Annotated in this window: 15 protein-coding genes and 1 rRNA gene; 7 read left to right on the top strand and 9 right to left on the bottom strand. The window is 72.2% G+C overall.

Going from position 1 to position 19,225, the window contains the following annotated elements:
• Positions 1-21 precede the first annotated feature (21 nt).
• Positions 22-2,826: a preprotein translocase subunit SecA gene (gene secA / locus ACY0MR_RS22605; protein WP_361859215.1), complete on the bottom strand. Its 2,805-nt coding sequence runs from the start codon at positions 2,824-2,826 to the stop codon at positions 22-24.
• A gap of 239 nt (positions 2,827-3,065) precedes the next feature.
• Here secA and ACY0MR_RS22600 point away from each other — a divergent pair, with 239 nt between their 5' ends.
• Together ACY0MR_RS22600 and ACY0MR_RS22595 are read left to right on the top strand one after the other, a co-directional pair.
• Positions 3,066-3,653, top strand: coding sequence for a GNAT family N-acetyltransferase (locus ACY0MR_RS22600; RefSeq protein ID WP_392047618.1), 588 nt, complete (start codon positions 3,066-3,068; stop codon positions 3,651-3,653).
• 74 nt (positions 3,654-3,727) lie between these two features.
• Positions 3,728-4,915 (top strand): winged helix-turn-helix domain-containing protein, encoded by a 1,188-nt coding sequence (locus tag ACY0MR_RS22595; protein ID WP_392863685.1) that lies wholly within the window; start codon positions 3,728-3,730, stop codon positions 4,913-4,915.
• Positions 4,916-4,993: 78 nt separating this feature from the next.
• On the opposite strand, the gene ACY0MR_RS22590 is transcribed toward ACY0MR_RS22595, so the two are convergent.
• The 6 genes from ACY0MR_RS22590 to mtrA all read right to left on the bottom strand — a co-directional run bounded on the left by ACY0MR_RS22590 (position 4,994) and on the right by mtrA (position 12,564).
• The gene (locus ACY0MR_RS22590; RefSeq protein WP_361859224.1) at positions 4,994-5,746 is read right to left on the bottom strand and encodes a response regulator transcription factor; all 753 of its coding nucleotides are present in this window, start codon (positions 5,744-5,746) and stop codon (positions 4,994-4,996) included.
• Positions 5,747-5,954: 208 nt separating this feature from the next.
• Positions 5,955-6,635, bottom strand: a complete 681-nt coding sequence (hpf, locus tag ACY0MR_RS22585) for a ribosome hibernation-promoting factor, HPF/YfiA family (protein ID WP_361859226.1) — start codon at positions 6,633-6,635, stop codon at positions 5,955-5,957.
• Positions 6,636-6,963: 328 nt separating this feature from the next.
• Positions 6,964-7,740, bottom strand: a complete 777-nt coding sequence (locus tag ACY0MR_RS22580; protein WP_473554955.1) for a ComF family protein — start codon at positions 7,738-7,740, stop codon at positions 6,964-6,966.
• 190 nt (positions 7,741-7,930) lie between these two features.
• The gene (locus ACY0MR_RS22575) at positions 7,931-9,700 is read right to left on the bottom strand and encodes an LpqB family beta-propeller domain-containing protein (protein WP_388798157.1); all 1,770 of its coding nucleotides are present in this window, start codon (positions 9,698-9,700) and stop codon (positions 7,931-7,933) included.
• 172 nt (positions 9,701-9,872) lie between these two features.
• A complete protein-coding gene (gene mtrB, locus ACY0MR_RS22570; RefSeq protein ID WP_388798154.1) occupies positions 9,873-11,885 on the bottom strand; it encodes an MtrAB system histidine kinase MtrB in 2,013 nt (670 codons plus the stop codon).
• A gap of 1 nt (position 11,886) precedes the next feature.
• Positions 11,887-12,564 carry a two-component system response regulator MtrA gene (gene mtrA, locus ACY0MR_RS22565; protein ID WP_010356958.1) on the bottom strand — a complete coding sequence of 226 codons (678 nt, stop codon included), beginning with the start codon at positions 12,562-12,564 and terminating at the stop codon, positions 11,887-11,889.
• A 331-nt stretch (positions 12,565-12,895) separates the two neighbouring features.
• On the opposite strand from mtrA, the gene ACY0MR_RS22560 reads away from it, so the two are divergent.
• The 5 genes from ACY0MR_RS22560 to ACY0MR_RS22540 are packed head-to-tail and all read left to right on the top strand — an operon-like array spanning position 12,896 to position 18,312.
• Entirely contained in the window at positions 12,896-14,116 is a 1,221-nt protein-coding gene (locus ACY0MR_RS22560; RefSeq protein WP_473554950.1) for a hypothetical protein, read from the top strand.
• A gap of 4 nt (positions 14,117-14,120) precedes the next feature.
• Positions 14,121-14,810 (top strand): DUF4129 domain-containing protein, encoded by a 690-nt coding sequence (locus ACY0MR_RS22555; RefSeq protein ID WP_473554948.1) that lies wholly within the window; start codon positions 14,121-14,123, stop codon positions 14,808-14,810.
• The gene (locus ACY0MR_RS22550; RefSeq protein ID WP_473554945.1) at positions 14,807-16,009 is read left to right on the top strand and encodes a DUF4350 domain-containing protein; all 1,203 of its coding nucleotides are present in this window, start codon (positions 14,807-14,809) and stop codon (positions 16,007-16,009) included. The genes ACY0MR_RS22555 and ACY0MR_RS22550 overlap by 4 nt, the downstream gene beginning before the upstream one ends.
• Positions 16,006-16,989: an AAA family ATPase gene (locus ACY0MR_RS22545; protein ID WP_388798142.1), complete on the top strand. Its 984-nt coding sequence runs from the start codon at positions 16,006-16,008 to the stop codon at positions 16,987-16,989. The genes ACY0MR_RS22550 and ACY0MR_RS22545 overlap by 4 nt, the downstream gene beginning before the upstream one ends.
• Before the next feature lie 12 nt (positions 16,990-17,001).
• Positions 17,002-18,312 carry a DUF58 domain-containing protein gene (locus ACY0MR_RS22540; RefSeq protein ID WP_473554942.1) on the top strand — a complete coding sequence of 437 codons (1,311 nt, stop codon included), beginning with the start codon at positions 17,002-17,004 and terminating at the stop codon, positions 18,310-18,312.
• Positions 18,313-18,381: 69 nt separating this feature from the next.
• Here ACY0MR_RS22540 and ACY0MR_RS22535 read toward each other — a convergent pair whose 3' ends face one another.
• Complete coding sequence (locus tag ACY0MR_RS22535; RefSeq protein ID WP_388798136.1) at positions 18,382-18,882, bottom strand: hypothetical protein; 501 nt, start codon at positions 18,880-18,882, stop codon at positions 18,382-18,384.
• Between the two features lie 196 nt (positions 18,883-19,078).
• Positions 19,079-19,195 (bottom strand): 5S ribosomal RNA (gene rrf / locus ACY0MR_RS22530).
• Positions 19,196-19,225: the final 30 nt, after the last annotated feature.

The following is a 19,225-nucleotide window of genomic DNA, read 5'->3' as shown; positions in this document are numbered from 1 at the left end:
CACCGCGTCAACGGCACCGCGTCACTTCTTGCGGCGACGCCCGCCGCCCGCGTTCTTCTGGGCCTTGCGGCGCTCCGCCCGCGTCATCCCGTCACCGGAGTCCTCCGAGGCGAAGTCGCCCTCGACGACACCGCCGTCGCCGTCCACCGTCGGGGCGGAGAAGTGCAGCCGGTCCGGACGCTGCGGGGCGTCGAGCCCCTTGGCGCGGATCTCCGGACGTCCGGCGCCGGCCGGCACCGCGTCCTGCTTGTCGAGCGACGGACCGCCCGCCTGCACCGGGACCTCCTCGACCTGCTGCTCGACCTGGACCTCCAGGTTGAACAGGTAGCCGACGGACTCCTCCTTGATGCCCTCCATCATGGCGGTGAACATGTCGAAGCCCTCGCGCTGGTACTCGACCAGCGGGTCCTTCTGCGCCATGGCGCGCAGGCCGATGCCCTCCTGGAGGTAGTCCATCTCGTAGAGGTGCTCGCGCCACTTGCGGTCCAGCACGGAGAGGACCACCCGGCGCTCCAGCTCACGCATGATGTCCGCGCCGAGCTGCTTCTCCCGCGAGTCGTACTGCTCGTGGATGTCGTCCTTGATGGACTCGGCGATGAACTCGGCGGTGATGCCCGCCCGGTCCCCGGCCGCGTCCTCCAGCTCCTCCACGGTGACCTTCACCGGGTAGAGCTGCTTGAAGGCGTTCCACAGGCGGTCGAGGTCCCACTCCTCCGCGAAGCCCTCGGCGGTCTCCTGGCGGATGTAGTCGTCGATCGTGTCGTCCATGAAGTGCTGGATCTGCTCGCGCAGGTCCTCGCCCTCCAGGACGCGGCGGCGCTCGCCGTAGATGACCTGGCGCTGCCGGTTGAGCACGTCGTCGTACTTCAGGACGTTCTTGCGGGTCTCGAAGTTCTGGGTCTCGACCTGCGACTGCGCGGAGGCGATGGCCCGGGTGACCATCTTGTTCTCGATCGGCACGTCGTCCGGCACGTTGGCCATGGCCATCACGCGCTCGACCATCTGCGCCTTGAACAGACGCATCAGGTCGTCGCCCAGCGAGAGGTAGAAGCGGGACTCGCCCGGGTCGCCCTGACGGCCGGAACGACCGCGCAGCTGGTTGTCGATGCGCCGCGACTCGTGGCGCTCGGTGCCGAGCACGTACAGCCCGCCGAGGTCCTTGACCTCCTCGAACTCCGCCTTCACGGCCTTCGCGGCGCGCTCCAGGGCACCGGGGAGGGCAGCGGCCCACTCCTCGACGTGGTCGACCGGGTCGAGGCCCGCCTGGCGGAGCTCCGCCTCGGCGAGGTCGTCCGGGTTGCCGCCGAGCTTGATGTCGGTGCCTCGGCCGGCCATGTTCGTGGCGACGGTGACGGCGCCGCGGCGGCCGGCCTGGGCGACGATGCTCGCCTCGCGGTCGTGGTGCTTGGCGTTGAGCACCTCGTGCTGGACACCGCGCTTGGAGAGCTGCTGCGAGAGGTACTCGGACTTCTCGACGGAGGTCGTGCCGACCAGGATCGGCTGGCCCTTCTCGTGCTTCTCCGCGATGTCGTCGACGACGGCGGCGAACTTCGCGACCTCGGTCCGGTAGATCAGGTCGGACTGGTCCTTGCGGATCATCGGCCTGTTCGTCGGGATCGGGACGACGCCCAGCTTGTAGATCTGGTGGAACTCGGCGGCCTCGGTCATGGCCGTACCGGTCATGCCGGAGAGCTTCGAGTACAGGAGGAAGAAGTTCTGCAGGGTGATCGTGGCGAGGGTCTGGTTCTCGTCCTTGATCGCCACCCCCTCCTTCGCCTCGATCGCCTGGTGCATGCCCTCGTTGTAACGGCGACCGGCGAGGATACGGCCGGTGTGCTCGTCGACGATCATGACTTCGCCGTCCATGACGACGTAGTCCTTGTCCTTCTTGAACAGTTCCTTCGCCTTGATGGCGTTGTTCAGGTACCCGACGAGCGGGGTGTTCACCGACTCGTAGAGGTTGTCGATGCCGAGCCAGTCCTCGACCTTGGCGACACCGGCCTCGTGGATGGCGACGGTGCGCTTCTTCTCGTCGACCTCGTAGTCGCCGGTCTCCTCGATGCCCTTGAGCTGGTTGCCCGGCTCACCCTTGGAGAGGCGGGTGACGAGCTTGGCGAAGTCGCCGTACCACTTCGTCGCCTGGTCGGCCGGGCCGGAGATGATCAGCGGCGTACGGGCCTCGTCGACGAGGATGGAGTCGACCTCGTCGACACAGGCGAAGTTGTGGCCGCGCTGGACGAGCTCGTCCTTGGACCACGCCATGTTGTCGCGGAGGTAGTCGAAGCCGAACTCGTTGTTCGTGCCGTACGTGATGTCGCAGTTGTACTGCTCACGGCGCTGGGCCGGCGTCATGTTGGCGAGGATGCAGCCGATCGACAGGCCCAGGAAGCGGTGCACCCGGCCCATGAGCTCGGAGTCGCGCTCGGCCAGGTAGTCGTTCACCGTGATCAGGTGCACGCCCTTGCCGGAGAGCGCGTTGAGGTACGCCGGGAGGGTGCCGACGAGGGTCTTGCCCTCACCGGTCTTCATCTCGGCGACGTAGCCGAGGTGGAGCGCGGCGCCGCCCATCAGCTGGACGTCGTAGTGGCGCTGACCGAGGACGCGCTTCGCGGCCTCGCGAACCGTCGCGAAGGCCTCGGGCATCAGGTCGTCGAGGCTCTCGCCGTCGGCGTACCGCTGCTTGTACTCATCGGTGAGCGCCCGCAACTCGGCGTCGGAGAGGTTGACGAAGTCCTCTTCGATGGAGTTGACCTGGTCCGCGATGCGGTGCAGTTTGCGCAGGATCTTTCCTTCGCCTGCACGCATGAGCTTGTTGAAGACGGACACTGAGGCTGGTCTCCTTGCCGGTCGGGCCTGGCACTGGGTCTTGTCATGGACGCGAGCGCGGGCACGGCAGGTGGTCCCCACCGCAACGGCCATCGTAAGCGAGACCGCCCTCGCGAAGGGAGGCCCACAGTGCCGGAGCCGTACGCCCGCCCGGAAAGAGAACGCACGAGGTGGGCGGAAGGTGCCGCCCCACCCGAAAAGTGTTCGCGTCCGACGGGGCGGCTCACCAGAATCCAGACATGGAGCCGATCACCCTCACCACCGACCGCCTGCGGCTGCGGAACTTCGTGCCCGAGGACGTGGACGCGGTGTACGCCGTCTGCCAGGACCCCGACATCCGACGCTGGACCGTCGTCCCCGACCCCTATACGCGGCAGGACGCCGAGCTGTTCCTGAACCGCCTCGTGCCCGACGGCTGGCGCGAGGACACCGAGTACGCCTTCGCCGTCGAACCGCTGGCCGGCGGCCCGCTGCTCGCCGCCGTGTCCCTGACCAGCCGCGGCATGGGGGTCTGGGAGGTCGGCTTCTGGCTGGCCGGCGAGCACCGCGGCCACGGCTACATGACGGAGACCGTCCGGGCCGTCGCCCACTGGGCCTTCACCGGGCTCGGCTGCACCCGCCTGGTCTGGCGGGCCGAGGTCGGGAACACCGGGTCGCGCGCCGTGGCCGAGCGGGTCGGATTCGTCGTCGAGGGCGCCCAGCGCGCCGGCCTCACCAACAAGGGCACGCTCCGGGACAGCTGGATCGCCGCCCTGCTCCCCTCCGACTTCGGCCTCCCCAGCCCCCTGCCGTACCTCCCGGCCCGCGACGTCCCGACCCCGTCCTGAGCCCACGCTCCGGGGCCGGCCCCCGGCGGGCCCGCGCCCTCCGGAGTGTCGGTGCCGGGGCCTAGGGTGCGGTCATGACGACTGCGCCGCGCCCCGCCGCCGAACTGTCCGCCGACGACGCCCGCCGGATCGCGCTGCGCGCCCAGGGCTTCCTGGGCGCGCCCGACCGCCGCGCCGGGGTGCGCGGCGTGCTGCGCGGGCTCGGCCAGGTCCAGCTCGACACGATCTCGGTCCTCGCCCGCTCGCACGAGCTGATCCCTTACGCACGCCTGGGCGCCGTCGGCCGCACGGCCGTCGAGGACGCCTACTGGACCGGTTCGCACGCCTTCGAGTACTGGTCCCACGCGGCCTGCGTGCTGCCGGTCGAGGAGTGGCCGCACTTCGCCTTCCGCCGCCGCGCCTACCGCGACCGCCCGCACTGGGGCCACGAGCTGTCGGCGGGGGCGTACGACAAGGTGATCGACCAGCTGCGGGCCGAGGGCCCCTGCACGGCGACCGAGCTGGGCGGCGCGAAGAACAAGGGCGAGTGGTGGGACTGGTCGGACTCCAAGATCGCCGTCGAGCGGGCCCTGATGTACGGCGAGGTGGTCGTGGTCGAGCGGCGCGGCTGGAAGCGGGTGTACGACCTGGCCGAGCGGGCGATCCCCGAGGCCCTGCTCCACGACGACCTGGACGACGCCGAGTGCGTGCGCCGGCTCGTCCGGCAGGCGGGCGAGGCGCTGGGCGTGGGCACGCGCGCGGACATCGCCGACTACCACCGGCTCAAGGGCGAGCAGTTCGACGCGGCGGTCGAGGCGGCGGGCCTGGTGCCGGTCACGGTCGCGGGCTGGGGGAAGCCCGCCTGGGCGGACCCGGCGGCCCTGGCCTCGGAGCCGCGCGGCCGGCACCGCACGACCCTGCTGTCGCCGTTCGACTCGCTGATCTGGGAGCGGGCCCGCACCGAGCGGATCTTCGGCTTCACGCACCGGCTGGAGGCGTACGTCCCGAAGCAGAAGCGGATCCACGGCTACTTCGCGATGCCGGTGCTGGCCGGCGGCCGTCTGGTCGGCCGGGTGGACCCGGCGCGGGAGGGCGGGACGCTGGTCGCGCGCCAGGTGACGCTCGACGGCCCGAAGGCGGTGCCGGCGGTGGCGCGGGCGCTGCGCGAGGCGGCCGAGTGGGTCGGCTGCGACGCGGTACGGGTGGAGCGGGTGGACACCCCGGGTCTGGCGAAGGCCCTGGTGGCGGAGGTGAGCCGGGTCTCCGGCCGGGACGGGGCCTAGCGGACCTCACCGCGGGGGGCGGGGCCTGGTGTCCCGGCGGAGGCGGGGCCTGGCGGACCTCCCGGCCGGGGCGGGGGCCTAGCGGATCTCCAGGATCTTCTCCCGCATCGCGTAGACCACGGCCTCCATCCGGGAGTGCAGCTGCAGCTTCTCCAGGATGTTCCGGACGTGGTTCTTCACGGTGTTCTCCGAGATGAACAACTCCTTGGCGATGTCCCGGTTGTTCATCCCGGTCGCGACGAGCTTGAGGACCTCCAGCTCACGGTCGGTCAACCGGGGCGCGGGCACCAGCCTGCGCTCGTCGGTGCGCTGGATCATCGACTTGAACTCGGTGAGGAGCTTCGACGCCATCGAGGGGCTGATCTGCGACTGTCCGTCGGCGACGGCGCGGATGGCTGTCGCGACCTCGTCGGTGGAGATCTCCTTGAGGAGGTAGCCGGTGGCCCCCGCCTTGATCGCCTCGTAGAGGTCGGCCTCCTCGTCGCTGATCGTCAGCATGATGATCTTCGCGCTGGGGGCCACCTCCTTGATGGAGGTGCACGCCTCGATGCCGCCGCGCCGGGGCATCCGGACATCCATCAGGACGATGTCCGGCAGCAGATCGGCCGCCTTGTCGACGGCCTCCGCCCCGTCGCCGGCCTCGCCGACGACCTGGATGTCCTCCTCCTGGGCGAGGACGATCTCGAGTCCGCGGCGGAAGAGGGCGTGGTCGTCCACGACAAGGACCCGGATCGGCTCGCTGCGGAAGGAGCCGCTGTCCGATTCCGATCCCTCCGGGACCGCACCACCGTGCTCGCGCCCGCTGAGCACCGGCCCGAAGCTGTCCGCCATCGTTCCTCCCCCTGAAGGCCGTGGCCTGAATTCGTTTCCGGTCCTCCAACCGCTACTCGGGGAGCACCGGTTGGCGTGCACGCCATGCTTTCATGCTCCGGCGGCATCGGGGTGATCCGCGGGCGCACGGTGGTGCCCCTAGGGGCGCGAGGGGCGCTCCAGGGGCACCGTGAGGGGCAGTTGGAGTGTGGGGGGCGCGGAGGGGCGGTCAGCCGCCGAGCGCACCACCCGCGCCGCCACCCTCGGCGAGCGGGTCGCTCTCCACGTGGATGACGCCGTAGTCGTACGCGTGTCGGCGGTAGACGACACTCGGCTGCTTCGTGTCGGAGTCGACGAAGAGGTAGAAGTCGTGTCCGACCAGCTCCATCTCGTAGAGAGCCTGGTCGAGGGTCATCGGCGCGGCCCGGTGGGTCTTCTCGCGGACCACCAGCGGGCCTTCGCCCTGGACTTCGATCGAGCCCATCATCGTGGTGGGCACCTTGTCGGACTCGTCGGCGACGAGCTGGCCGTCTCCGTTGAGCTGGGCGGCGCCGGGCACCACGTCCCCGACCTCCGCCGCCGAAAGCCTGCCGTTTCCACGGCGGGTGTACCGCTTGTCGTGCTGCTTGCGCAGTCGTGCCTCGAGCTTGTCGCTGGCGAGGTCGAGGGCCGCGTACGGGTCCGCCGCCGCGGCTTCGGCCCGGATGACCGGGCCTCGGGAGTGGAGAGTGATCTCGACGCGGTCGGACCTGTCGGCCTGCCGCGGGTTGTGTTCCTTGGACACCTCGACGTCGAGGCTGATCACCTTGCCGTCGAGCTTCTGGATCCTCTCCAGCTTCAGCTTCTCGGCCACGTGCTTGCGGAACCGCTCGGGCACCTCGGTCTTGCGGCCCTTGACGACGATGTCCACGCAGAACTCCGTTCCCGGATCGCCCTGTCGGCTCTCTCGGCCGCAGGGCTTCTCCCTTTGCACCAGACTCCGGTCGGTCACCGGAGCTCGGACTCGGCGAGTTTCACCTCCTCCTGCCCAGTCGACGAGATCCCCACCCCATCGACAAGAGGTTAATTCGCCCTGAACTCCTGTCCTGTAGGCGCAACCATGTATTCGGCTAGGTGATGGCTTTCGCCATTCCTCACAACCGAACATAGCCCCTTCGGACGGGTGTCGGCACCCGGTACCGCGACATACCTCCGTACGGGTGCTTCCACCTCTCACCACCTGCAACGTTCCAAGTTCCCTACGAGTTCCGGTTTATTCCGAACGAGACGGGAGAGGATGCGATCACAGCCGCCGCCCGCTGTTCGAATCCATGCTGCCCCTTACCCTCCGGTAAACCGCGCGGTAATTCAGGAATGAACGGAAGGTGTACGCCTCCGAGGGCGCGCGCCGCCTCCGCGAGCGTGGCGCCCGTGGTCATCACATCGTCGACGAGGACCACCCTTCCCGCCCGGAGCAGCCGCCCGCCGCCGGGGACGACCTCCAGCGCGCCGGAGAGGTTCGCGCGCCGGCCCGCCGCCCCGAGACCCGCCTGGTCCGCCACGTACCGCCGCTGGCGCAGCACCGGCACGACCCGCGCGGGCCGTCCCGCGCCCCGGAGCCGGGCCGCCGCGGCCAGCGCGATCCGCCGCGTCGGATCGTGGCCACGCGCCCGTACGGAGCGCCGCGAGGAGGGCACCGGTACGAGGAGCAGGGGCCCGGTCGCGAGGCCGCCGACGGCCCCGGCAGCGGCCTCCACGGCGACGGCGAGGGCGCCGCCCAGGGGCCCGGCGAGACCGAGCGCCCCGCGTTCCTTGTGGGAGACGAGGAGTTCGCGCACGGCGTCGGCGTACGGCGCCGCGGCGTGGACGACGGGCAGCCCGGCGGGCTCGGGCGACGGCCGCACCCTGCGCGGCCCCTCCCCGGCTCCCGTCAGGGCGGCCGCGCACACCGGGCACAGCTCCGTCCGCGGCCGGCCGCAGCCTCCGCAGGCGACCGGCAGCACCAGCCCGGCGATCTCGCGCCACCACCCCCGCATGGCTCCACTGTGCGCCTTCCCGGGCACCGCGGCCACCCCTGTGGAAAACGGCGGCGGAAGACCCCGGAGTACGTCAGGTACCGCCCTTCGCGCCCGCCCCGGAGCCGTGGCCCGGGCCCCGCCGCCCTGCCCGGCGGCGGGCCGAGCGGCGGCCGCCCGAGGCGCGGACGCCGGGTCCCGGACGCCCGGGTCAGCCCGGGTAGACCGGCGAGGTGCCCTTCTTGACCACGGGCTGCCAGTTCGTCCCGGGCACGAGCCGCACGATGCCGTCGTTGCCGGAGTCCGCGACCAGCGGCACGGAGCCCTGGTGCGGCGCGGCCACCGAGGTCACGCCGTTCAGACCGGGGAGGACCGAGGTCGCCGAGGTCGAGCCGTCCGTCTGGAGGTAGCGGATCTGCTGGACGCCGCCCGCCTCCCGGCCGACGACGACGAGCCGGCTCGGCCCGGCCCAGGAGACCGCCGTGACCGACTCCATCCGGGGCGCCGCGGGCTGGAAGTCGAGCACGGAGACGACCGGCTCGTCGCCCGAGGTGTCCCGCTGGACCCGGCCGATCTGGAGGGTCGTGTCCCCGTCGCGGGTGACCACCAGCGCGATCCGGACGCCGTCGGCGGAGACCCGCAGCGACTCGATCTTCGCGTCCTCCGCCAGCCACGGCGGCGTCCGCACCTTGACGGGTTCGCCGGTGCCGCCCGGCACCATCCACAGCTGGGGGGCGGCGGGGTCGCGGTCGGCGATCCACAGGTTGCCCCGGCCGTCCCAGCTGGGCGCGGACAACCGGTCCTCCGGCTTGGCGGCCTTGCTGCGCAGGACCGGCGGCGCCGCGGCCTCCTCGGTGGTGATGGAGGAGACGTACAGCTCGCGGCCGCTCTCCGAGACGCCGGCGCCCCGGGTCTCGCCCCGGTCGACGGCGACCGAGCCGAGCTTCGTGGTGCCCTTGCCGAGCGGGCCGGGCACGGAGGCGGGCTCGTTGGCCTCCTTGCCCCCGACGACCAGCATCATCAGCTTGTGGTGCTCGTCGACGAAGTACGGGTTCTCGTCCCGGTCCGTGGGGCGGACGGGGGCGAACTCGTCGGCCGCCTGCCCCTTGCCCAGCCGGCACAGCGACTGCCCCCTGGAGCCCTGGAGCTCCACCTGCTCGGCGTTGACCGAGGTCAGGTCGCGCAAGGTGAACAGCAGCTGCGCCGCCATCCGCCGGCACGGCTCGCCGCCCACCAGGTCCGCCTTGGCGTTGAGCGGGACCTTGATCGTGGACTGGTCGTCGGGGGTGAGCGCGGTGACGCCCTTCCGCAGCTCCGTACCGGAGGGGAAGCTGGAGTCGACGGCGGGCTTCAGCCAGTCCGTGGGGCCTTCGAGGAGCGCCCTGACCGTCTGCGTCACCGGGTCCATCCGGGTGACCGGGTCCTGGCGCTGCCGGATGTAGACCGGGTCGGCGACGACCAGGTCCTCCCCGGAGGCGAAGTAGTACTTGTTGACCGACCGGTAGTTGCGCAGGAAGTCCGCCTCGCCGAGCACCAGCCCCGGGGGCAGGCTGTCGATGCGCCACTCCTTGCCCTTGCCGTTGGCCGTGGGCTGCTGGACGACGTGGATCGACTGGAGGTACTTGGCGGGGCTGATCGGCTGGTACGCGTGCCGGGCGTCCACGGTCGCGATCTTGCGGCCGGAGAGCGAGTAGGCGCGGCCCTGGTTGTCGGGGTCGGCGTTGCGGTCGGCCTGGTCGCGGTCGGGCGCCGTGGTGAGCACGGTGATGCTCTGCTCCGGCTTCCACGTCCGCTCGGCCTGGGCCGTCAGGTACTTGCGGGCGGTGGCGAAGCCCGGGTCGTCACTGGTCATGGCTTCGAGGAAGCCGTCGACGATGTCGTCCGGGTCCGCGTTCTCCCGGGGCGCCACGGCATAGACCCGCACCTGCGAGTCGCCCTGGTTGACCCGCCGCACCGACTGGACCTCGCCGCTGTCGGGCATGGTCGCGCACCCGGTCACCAGCAGCCCGCCGCACGCGGCCAGTACGACCACCCGGCCGCCGAGCCCCCGTCCCGGACGGGCACCCGGACCGGGGTGCACCGGCCGGAGGCCCGTGGAGCCCCGCACCGCACGCCCCGTTCGGAAGCCCCGCCCCGCCTGCTCCGTGGAGGAGTCAGCGCCCACGTGTCCCGTCCTCCCGCTCCGTGTTCCCGGCACCGGCCGTCGCCTGCCCCGCCCCGGCGTTCTCGTTCTCCGCCGTCCCCCGTGCCACGACCCGTGCGCCGTTGCCGGGCAGGGCCGTCGGGTCGACGCTGGCCCGCTGGGGTGCGGGGAGCCTCGGCGGTACGGACAGCTGCTGCCGGTCGCCGGCGGGCTGCGCCGGCACCGTGCGGCGCGCGTCGTCCTGGGCGCGTCCGGCGGCCGCCTGCTCGCGGTTGCGCCGGGAGTCCTCGGGCTCCAGGGGTATCGGGGACCCCCGCAGCGGCTCGTCCGCGGTCCTCGGCAGCGTGAGCCGGAACTGAGACCCGCCGCCGGGCTCGCCCCAGGCCTGCAGCCAGCCGCCGTGCAGCCGGGCGTCCTCCACCGCGATCGACAGGCCGAGGCCGGTGCCGCCCGTGGTCCGCGCCCGCGCGGGGTCGGCGCGCCAGAAGCGGTTGAAGACCCGGGTCGCCTCGCCCGGCTTGAGTCCGACGCCGTAGTCGCGCACCGCGACCGCGACGGCCCCACCGGCGGCCGCCAGCTTCACCACCACGTCCCGGCCCTCGCCGTGCTCCACGGCGTTGACCACCAGGTTGCGCAGCACCCGCTCGACCCGGCGGGCGTCCGCCTCGGCCACCACGGGCTGCTGGTCGCCGACGACCACGATGCGGGTGCCCTTGCGCTCGGCGAGGGGCTCCGCGCCGCCGATGACCCGGCGCACCACCTGCCGCAGGTCTATCGGCTCCGCCTCCAGGGCGGCCGCTCCCGCGTCGAAGCGGCTGATCTCCAGGAGGTCGGAGAGCAGCGACTCGAAACGGTCGAGCTGGTCCCCGAGCAGCTCCGCGGAGCGGGCCGTGACGGGGTCGAAGTCGACCCGGGCCTCGTGGATGACGTCGGCGGCCATCCGGACCGTGGTGAGCGGCGTCCGCAGCTCGTGCGAGACGTCCGAGACGAACCGCCGCTGCATCCGCGACAGCTCCTCCAGCTGCTGGATCTTGAGCTGGAGGTTCTGGGCCATCTTGTTGAAGGCCTCGCCGAGCCGGGCGATGTCGTCCTCGCCGGTGACCTTCATCCGTTCCTGGAGCCGACCGGCCGAGAGCCGCTCGGCGATCCCGGCGGCCATCCGCACGGGAGTGACGACCTGGCGCACCATGAGCCACGCGATGGCGCCCAGCAGCACCATCACGAAGAGCCCGGCGGTCGCCAGGGTTCCCTTGACCAGGGTGAGGGAGTCCTCCTCCTGGGTCAGCGGGAAGAGGTAGTACAGCTCGTACTGGGTGCCCTCGGCGTCGTTCAGCCGCTGGCCGATCACGAGACCGGCCTCGGACGGCTTGCCGTTGGTGTAGTGGATGCGGGTGAACTGCTGGTAGGTGTCCGTGGCCTGCGCGACCTGATGCCGCAGTTCGGCGGGGATGCTCGTGGTCGGATCGACCTCTCCCGAGGCCCGGGCGCCGCGGCTCGCGGCCTCCCCGGTGTCCAGGGACAGCGCGACCACGTTGAAGGCGCTCTGACCGCCGCTGGCCAGCTGCTCCACCAGCGTGGAACGCCAGTTCACGGAGGCACCGGCCCGCGCGCCGTCCTGCTGTCCGGCCGCCGAGGGGGTGGTCGCCGCCCGGTCCTGGGCGGCGGAGAACCCGCCGGCGGCCTGGCTCTGGGCGGCCCTCTCCTTGGCGTCGAGCAGTCCGTTGCGCACCTGGCCGATCACGACCAGGCCGAGGAGCAGCACCACGCCGAGCGACATCAGCAGGGTTCCCGCGACGATCCGGAGCTGGATGTTGCGCCGCCACAGCCGTAGCGCGGGCAGCAGCGGCCTGCGCACCCAGCGCACGAACAGCCGGAGCACCGGCCCGCCCGGCGCCCCGTCCCGGAACAGCCGTCCACCGCGCGGCGGACGGCCGGAACGCGAGCCCCCCCGCCCCGGTCCGGCAGCCCGCCCCGTACGGACTCCCGGGTCCCCGGGCTTCGGAGCAGTACTGCCTGTACTCATGTCAGCTCGGTCCCGCCTTGTATCCGACGCCCCGCACGGTCACCACGATCTCGGGCCGCTCGGGGTCCTTCTCGACCTTCGAGCGCAGCCGCTGCACGTGCACGTTCACCAGCCGGGTGTCCGCCGCGTGCCGGTAGCCCCAGACCTGTTCCAGGAGCACCTCGCGGGTGAACACCTGCCACGGCTTGCGCGCCAGCGCGACGAGCAGGTCGAACTCCAGCGGGGTCAGGGCGATGGACTGCCCGTCCCGCTTGACGGAGTGGCCCGCGACGTCGATCACCAGGTCACCGATGGTGAGCTGCTCCGGCGCCGGCTCCTCAGACCTCCGCAGCCGCGCCCGGATGCGGGCCACCAGCTCCTTGGGCTTGAACGGCTTGACGATGTAGTCGTCGGCGCCGGACTCCAGACCCACCACCACGTCGACCGTGTCGCTCTTCGCGGTGAGCATGACGATCGGCACACCCGACTCGGCCCTGATCAGGCGGCACACCTCGATGCCGTCCCTCCCGGGCAGCATCAGGTCGAGCAGCACCAGGTCAGGCTTGGCCTCCCGGAATGCGGCAAGCGCCTTGTCACCGTCCGCGACGAACGACGGCTCGAACCCTTCACCCCGCAGCACGATGCCGAGCATCTCGGCCAGTGCGGTGTCGTCGTCGACGACAAGAACGCGTCCCTTCATATCGACATCATCCCATTAGCCAATCGTTACCTGCCGTGACCTGCCACACAGCGCCTCCCCCAGCCCGGGTCCGCGACCCCGTCGACCGCGCCCCGCTCGGCCCGTCACCGCACGGTTCGCGCGTGATGATCGGGTGTCCGCACAGTGTGCCGTCTGCCGCTCGCACAATGAAGGTCCGGACGAAGGTACGAAGGTCACGGACGCTCCGGCCCACGGGAGGGCCCCGCGTGGCACGATGGCACCCGGCCCGCCGCCGCGTCAGGTGTCGGCCGCCGTGACCGAGCCGGTTCGCCGATCCGGCACCGCGACCATTCCTCCGAGGTGGACGACCGTGAACGACACTCCGGGCTGGACCTCGCCCGGATCCGCCCCCTCCGACGACCAGAACGGCTCCGGGGTCCCCCGGCCGGCCGCTCCGGCCGACGCGAACGGCTCCACCCCGCAGTGGTCCGAGGACCAGCCTCCCGCCGGCCGGTGGTCCCCGCCGACCGGCCCGACCCCGCCCCCGGCACCCGGTCGCGGCCCCGGCTGGGGGGCTCCCCCGCCGAACGCCCACTGGGGCCGCCCGCCGGCCGCGAAGCCCGGAGTGATCCCGCTGCGGCCCCTCGGCATGGGCGAGATCCTCGACGGCGCGGTGAAGACCCTCCGCACCTACTGGCGCACCGTGCTGGCCATCACGGTCACGGTCGCGGTGGTCTCCCAGATCGCCAACATCCTGGCCCAGCAGTACCTCGCCCCGGACGTTCCCGCGGCGAACCCGGACGCCACCCCCGCGGAGGCGCTCGAGCAGTCCCTCGACGCGGCCCAGGCCTCCCTGATCGGCCTCGGCCCCGCCCTGCTCGTGACGCTGATGGGGTCCCTGATCAGCGCCGCGCTGCTGACCGTCGTCATCAGCCGGGCCGTCCTCGGCCGCCCGGTCTCGCTCGGCGCCGCCTGGCAGGAGGCCCGCCCGCGCCTCCTGCAGCTCGTCGGCCTGACCCTGCTGCTCGCGGCGATGAGCTCCGCCGTCGTGATGGTCGGCCTGCTCCCCGGCCTGCTGATCGGCGGCGCCGCCGGCGTCGCCCTGACCCTCCTCGGCGGCCTCGGCGCCCTGGTGGCGGCCGTCTGGCTGATGATCCGCTTCAGCCTGGCCTCCCCGGCCCTGATGCTGGAGCGCGGCGGCGTGTTCACGTCCCTGAAGCGCTCGGCCAAGCTCGTTCAGGGCGCGTGGTGGCGCATCTTCGGCATCACGCTCCTCACCCAGCTGCTGATCTTCATCTTCTCCATGATCATCGCGATCCCGTTCACCATCATCGGCATCGCGGTCGACGGCGACGGCTTCTCCGACATGCTCTCCGGCACGTCCACCTCCTTCGGCTGGCCGTTCCTGATCGTCACGGGCATCGGCGGGGTCATCACCAGCGCGATCACGTACCCCGTGTCGGCCGGTGTGACCGTCCTCCTCTACGTGGACCAGCGCATCCGCCGCGAAGCCCTGGACCTCGAACTGGCACGGGCCGCGGGCGTCCCCGGCTACGGCCCCACCCCGGGCACCCAGACCGTCGGAGGCTGATGCCGTGACGGTCACGGGAGGAACGACCACGGCACCGGCACGGCTCACCGCCGACGACACACCGCTGGACATCTCCCGCGTCCCCGCCCGAGAGGCGGCGGAACGGGAGTTGTCCGAGCCGATGTACCACGAGAACGACCCGAACCTCCTCCAGCGCGGCCTCGACCGCTTCTGGGAGTGGGTCGGCGACCTCTTCGACGCCGCCTCCGGGGCCACGCCCGGCGGCGTGATCGGCCTCGTCGTGGTCGCACTCCTCGTGATCGCCGCGGTCGCCGCCCTGTGGTGGCGCCTCGGCACCCCCCACCGCGCACCCGGCGCCACCGGCGACTCCCTCTTCGCGGACGGCCCGCGCACCGCCCGCGACCACCGGGAGGCCGCCGCAAGCCACGCCGCCGCCGGCCGCTGGAACCAGGCCGTCCAGGAACGCACACGGGCCATCGTCCGCGCCCTCGAGGAACGCGCCCTGCTCGATCCGCGCCCCGGCCGCACCGCCGACGAGGCTGCCGCCGAGGCGAGCCGCTCCCTGCCCGCCCACGCGGACGACCTGCGCCTCGCCGTCCGCGTCTTCGACGACGTCACGTACGGCGGCCGCACCGCCGACGAGCCCGCGTACCGCCGCATCGAAGAGCTGGACACCGTCCTGGAGCGCACCCGCCCCACCCTCGACCCCGCCGCCTCGGGAACGCCCGTATGAGCCGCACGGCCACCAGCACGACGTCGACCGCCCTCTCGGCACGCCAGCTGTGGACCCGGGCCCGCGGCGCGGCCCTCGTCCTCGCCCTGGTCCTCGTCGGCGGCCTCGCACTCGCCACACTGCGCTCCTCCGACGCCCACGGCGCCCTGGACCCCCGCTCCGCCGACCCGAACGGCAGCCGGGCCGTCGCCGAGCTCCTCAAGGCCCGGAGCGTCGACCTCACCGTCGCCACCACCCTCGACGCGGCGACCGCCGCGACCGGCCCCGACGCCACGCTGCTGGTCACCACACCCGACCTGCTGACGCGGTCCCAGCAGGCCACGCTCCACCGGGCCATGGCGGACTCCACCGGCCGCACGGTCCTCATCGGCGCGGGACGCCCCTCCCTCGACACCCTCGCCCCGGGAGTCACCAGCTCCCTCAGCACCCCGGTGGAGAACCGCGCCCCCTCCTGCACCCTGGCGGCGGCCGTCCGCGCCGGCAGCGCCGACCTCGGCGGCGAGCGCTACCGCACCGCCCCCGGCACGGCCGCCGACTCCTGCTACCCCTCCGACGGCCTGCCGACCCTGCTCCGCCTCCCCGGACCGGGCACCGCCGACACCGTCCTCCTCGGCTCGCCCGACATCCTGCTCAACCAGCATCTCGACCAGCAGGGCAACGCCTCGCTCGCCCTGCAACTCCTCGGCTCCCGGCCCCATCTCGTCTGGTACCTCCCGTCCCTGACCGATGCCTCCGCCGCCGCCGACTCACCCGAGGACGGCACCACGGGCGGCTTCCTCTCCCTCGTCCCCTCCGGCTGGCTGTGGGGAGCGCTCCAACTCGCGCTCGCCGCCGTGCTCGCCGCCGTCTGGCGCGCCCGCCGACTCGGCCCCCTGGTGACCGAGCGCCTGCCCGTCGCCCTCCGCGCCTCCGAGGCCACCGAGGGCCGGGCCCGCCTCTACCGCAAGACGAACGCCCGCGACCGCGCCTCCTCCGTCCTGCGCACCGCGACCCGCACCCGGATCGCCCCGCTGCTCGGCGTCCCCGTCCAGGACGCCCACTCTGCCGACCGCCTCCTCCCCGCCCTCTCCGCCCGTCTCCCGGGGACCACGGCGGACCCCCCGCACCTCCTCTTCGGCCCGGCACCCGCCGACGACGCCGCTCTCATCCGCCTGGCGGACCAACTCGACGCCCTCGAAAGAGAGGTACGCACCTCATGAGCGCCCCGACCCCCGAGACCGCCACGACCTCGGACAGCGCCCGCGCCTCCCTGGAGGCCCTGCGCACCGAGATCGGAAAGGCCGTGGTCGGCCAGGACCCCGCCGTCACCGGTCTCGTCGTCGCCCTGCTCTGCCGCGGACACGTCCTCCTCGAAGGCGTCCCCGGCGTCGCGAAGACCCTGCTGGTCCGCTCGCTCGCCGCAGCACTCGAACTCGACACCAAGCGCGTCCAGTTCACCCCCGACCTCATGCCGAGCGACGTCACCGGATCCCTGGTCTACGACACCCGGACCTCCGAGTTCTCCTTCCAGCCCGGCCCGGTCTTCACGAATCTGCTGCTCGCCGACGAGATCAACCGCACGCCCCCCAAGACCCAGGCCTCGCTCCTGGAGGCCATGGAGGAGCGTCAGGTCACGGTCGACGGCACTCCGCGCGCCCTGCCCGACACCTTCCTGGTGGCCGCGACGCAGAACCCCGTCGAGTACGAGGGCACCTACCCCCTCCCCGAGGCCCAACTGGACCGTTTCCTGCTGAAGCTGACGGTCCCTCTGCCCTCACGCGCGGACGAGATCCAGGTCCTCACCCGTCACGCGGAGGGCTTCGACCCCCGCGACCTGAAGGCCGCCGGCGTCCGCCCCGTCGCGGGTCCCGCCGACCTCGAAGCCGCCCGGGCCGCCGTCGCCAAGGTCTCGGCCTCGGCCGAGATCGCCGGCTACGTCGTCGATATCTGTCGTGCCACGCGTGAATCCCCCTCACTCACCCTCGGGGTCTCTCCCCGAGGCGCCACCGCCCTGCTCTCCACCGCCCGCGCCTGGGCCTGGCTCACCGGCCGGGACTACGTCACCCCGGACGACGTGAAGGCCCTCGCCCTCCCCACCCTGCGCCATCGCATCCACCTGCGGCCCGAGGCCGAGATGGAGGGAGTCACCCCCGACTCCGTCATCAACTCGATCCTCGCCCACGTCCCCGTCCCCCGCTGAGAACGGCGCCCCATGGCCCTCACCGGACGAACAGCGCTGCTCGCCGCCCTCGGATCGCTCCCCGTCGGCGTCCTCGCCCCCAGCTGGGCGGGGATGCTCCTGGTGAACGCGCCCCTCTCCCTCGCAATTCTGTGCGACTACGCCCTGGCGGCACCAGTGCGAACGCTCCAGTTCACCCGAAGTGGTGATACATCCGTTCGACTCGGTGACACGGCCACCGTCCACCTCACCGTCACGAACCGCTCCCGCCGGCGACTCCGCGCCCGGCTGCGCGACGCCTGGCCGCCCAGCAGCTGGCTCCCCGGCACCGAACAGGCCGCCTCGCGCCACCGCCTGACCGTCCCCGCCGGCGAACGCCGCCGCCTGAGCACGAGCCTGCGCCCGACCCGCCGGGGCGACCGCCACGCGGAGCGCGTCACGGTCCGCTCCTACGGCCCGCTCGGCCTGGCGGCCCGCCAGAGCCATCACGAGGTCCCCTGGACGGTCCGCGTCCTGCCCCCGTTCACCAGCCGCAAGCACCTGCCGTCCCGCCTGGCCCGCCTCCGGGAACTCGACGGCCGCACCAGCGTCCTGACCCGCGGTGAGGGCACGGAGTTCGACAGCCTCCGGGAGTACGTCCCCGGCGACGACACCCGCTCGATCGACTGGCGGGCCACCGCCCGGCAGTCCACGGTCGCCGTCCGCACCTGGCGCCCCGAACGCGACCGCCACATCCTGATCGTCCTCGACACCGGCCGCACCTCGGCCGGCCGGGTCGGCGACGTCCCCCGCCTCGACGCCTCGATGGACGCCGCGCTCCTCCTCACGGCGCTCGCGTCCCGCGCCGGGGACCGCGTGGACCTCCTGGCCCACGACCGGCGTCTCCGTGCCCAGGTCCGGGGACGTTCCGCCGGAGACGTCCTGCCCGCCGTGGTCGACGCGCTCGCCCCGCTCGAACCGGAGCTGGTGGAGACCGACGCCCGCGCCCTGGCCGCGGCGGCTCTCGCCCGAGCTCCCCGCCGTTCGCTGATCGTCCTCCTGACCAGCCTCGACGCGGCTCCGATCGAGGAAGGCCTGCTCCCGGTTCTGCCGCAGCTCTCCCAGCGCCACACGGTGCTGCTCGCGTCGGTCTCCGACCCGCACGTCGCCCGGATGGCCGCGACCCGGGGCTCGATCGAGGGTGTCTACGAGGCGGCTGCAGCCACGCAGACCCAGTCCCAGCGCACCCGCACCGCGGACCAGCTCCGCCGGCACGGCGTGACGGTCGTGGACGCCTCCCCCGAGGCCCTCGCTCCCGCCCTGGCGGACGCCTATCTGGCCCTCAAGGCGGCCGGCCGCCTGTAGGCCTTCGCGTACCGATGGCCGGTCCGACAGGAAGCCGGACCGGCCATCGACGGGATGGCCCGCTCCGACTCAGCGGAACACGACGGAGGCCTCCCCGGCCGCGGCGCTGAAGGAGCCCGGGCACAGGAACGAGCCCGACACCTTGGTCGCCGTGAAGGGGGTGTTCACGTACTTCCTGGTGGCTCCGTCACGGTTCCAGACGATGTTCGTGACCTTGTAGCGGCAGGAGACGAACGACTGCTTGCCGGTCAGGTCGATGACGTCGGTCGTCGCCGTCCCGGCGGCGTCGTCGAAGGTGAAGGCCGGGTCGTTGTTGAGCGAGGCGGTGATGCCTCCGCCACAGGCCAGGTTCCCGCCGGGCTTGTTGATCGTGGACCGGTCGACGGTGAGTGCGCTCGGAGGAGTCGCGCCGGCGTCGGCTCCGGTCCATGTGCAGGTGTTGCCGGACACGACGATCACGCCGTCGACCTCCGCGCCGGCGGCCGCACCATCGCGGGCCGACGCGGGAACAGCGATGCCGACCGCCATCACGAGCGCGGCCAGACCGGTCAGAGTGGGGGTGTACTTCATGTCGCTCTCCTTGCCACGGCTTGTGGGTGGGGGGAACCCGGTCCGCTCGGCTGGGCCGCCGGCCGGGTTCGGAGTGCGCCACGGAGCGTGGCACAGCGACCTTGAAATGTCATGACTGCGTCAAGGAATGGCCGAAAAAGAGCTGAACGCAGAAAAGCCCCGCACCATGTCGGTGCGGGGCTTTCCCACAATGATTGTTCGGCGGCGTCCTACTCTCCCACAGGGTCCCCCCTGCAGTACCATCGGCGCTGAAAGGCTTAGCTTCCGGGTTCGGAATGTAACCGGGCGTTTCCCTAACGCTATGACCACCGAAACACTATGAAGTTGAACTCGACCGGCAAAG

It is taken from the genome of Streptomyces sp. JN8, from assembly GCF_055808075.1.
Note: the sequence above shows the minus strand (reverse complement) of the source record. Positions and strands in the feature narration are given on the sequence as shown.

Bases quoted from the DNA above. Each gene is read 5' to 3' on its own strand.
- ACY0MR_RS22600 (WP_392047618.1), top strand. From the start codon at position 3,066: ATGGAGCCGATCACCCTCACCACCGACCGCCTGCGGCTGCGGAACTTC.
- ACY0MR_RS22595 (WP_392863685.1), top strand. From the start codon at position 3,728: ATGACGACTGCGCCGCGCCCCGCCGCCGAACTGTCCGCCGACGACGCC.
- ACY0MR_RS22590 (WP_361859224.1), bottom strand. From the start codon at position 5,746: ATGGCGGACAGCTTCGGGCCGGTGCTCAGCGGGCGCGAGCACGGTGGT.
- ACY0MR_RS22580 (WP_473554955.1), bottom strand. From the start codon at position 7,740: ATGCGGGGGTGGTGGCGCGAGATCGCCGGGCTGGTGCTGCCGGTCGCC.
- ACY0MR_RS22575 (WP_388798157.1), bottom strand. From the start codon at position 9,700: ATGCCCGACAGCGGCGAGGTCCAGTCGGTGCGGCGGGTCAACCAGGGC.
- mtrB (WP_388798154.1), bottom strand. From the start codon at position 11,885: ATGAGTACAGGCAGTACTGCTCCGAAGCCCGGGGACCCGGGAGTCCGT.
- mtrA (WP_010356958.1), bottom strand. From the start codon at position 12,564: ATGAAGGGACGCGTTCTTGTCGTCGACGACGACACCGCACTGGCCGAG.
- ACY0MR_RS22550 (WP_473554945.1), top strand. From the start codon at position 14,807: ATGAGCCGCACGGCCACCAGCACGACGTCGACCGCCCTCTCGGCACGC.
- ACY0MR_RS22545 (WP_388798142.1), top strand. From the start codon at position 16,006: ATGAGCGCCCCGACCCCCGAGACCGCCACGACCTCGGACAGCGCCCGC.
- ACY0MR_RS22540 (WP_473554942.1), top strand. From the start codon at position 17,002: ATGGCCCTCACCGGACGAACAGCGCTGCTCGCCGCCCTCGGATCGCTC.
- ACY0MR_RS22535 (WP_388798136.1), bottom strand. From the start codon at position 18,882: ATGAAGTACACCCCCACTCTGACCGGTCTGGCCGCGCTCGTGATGGCG.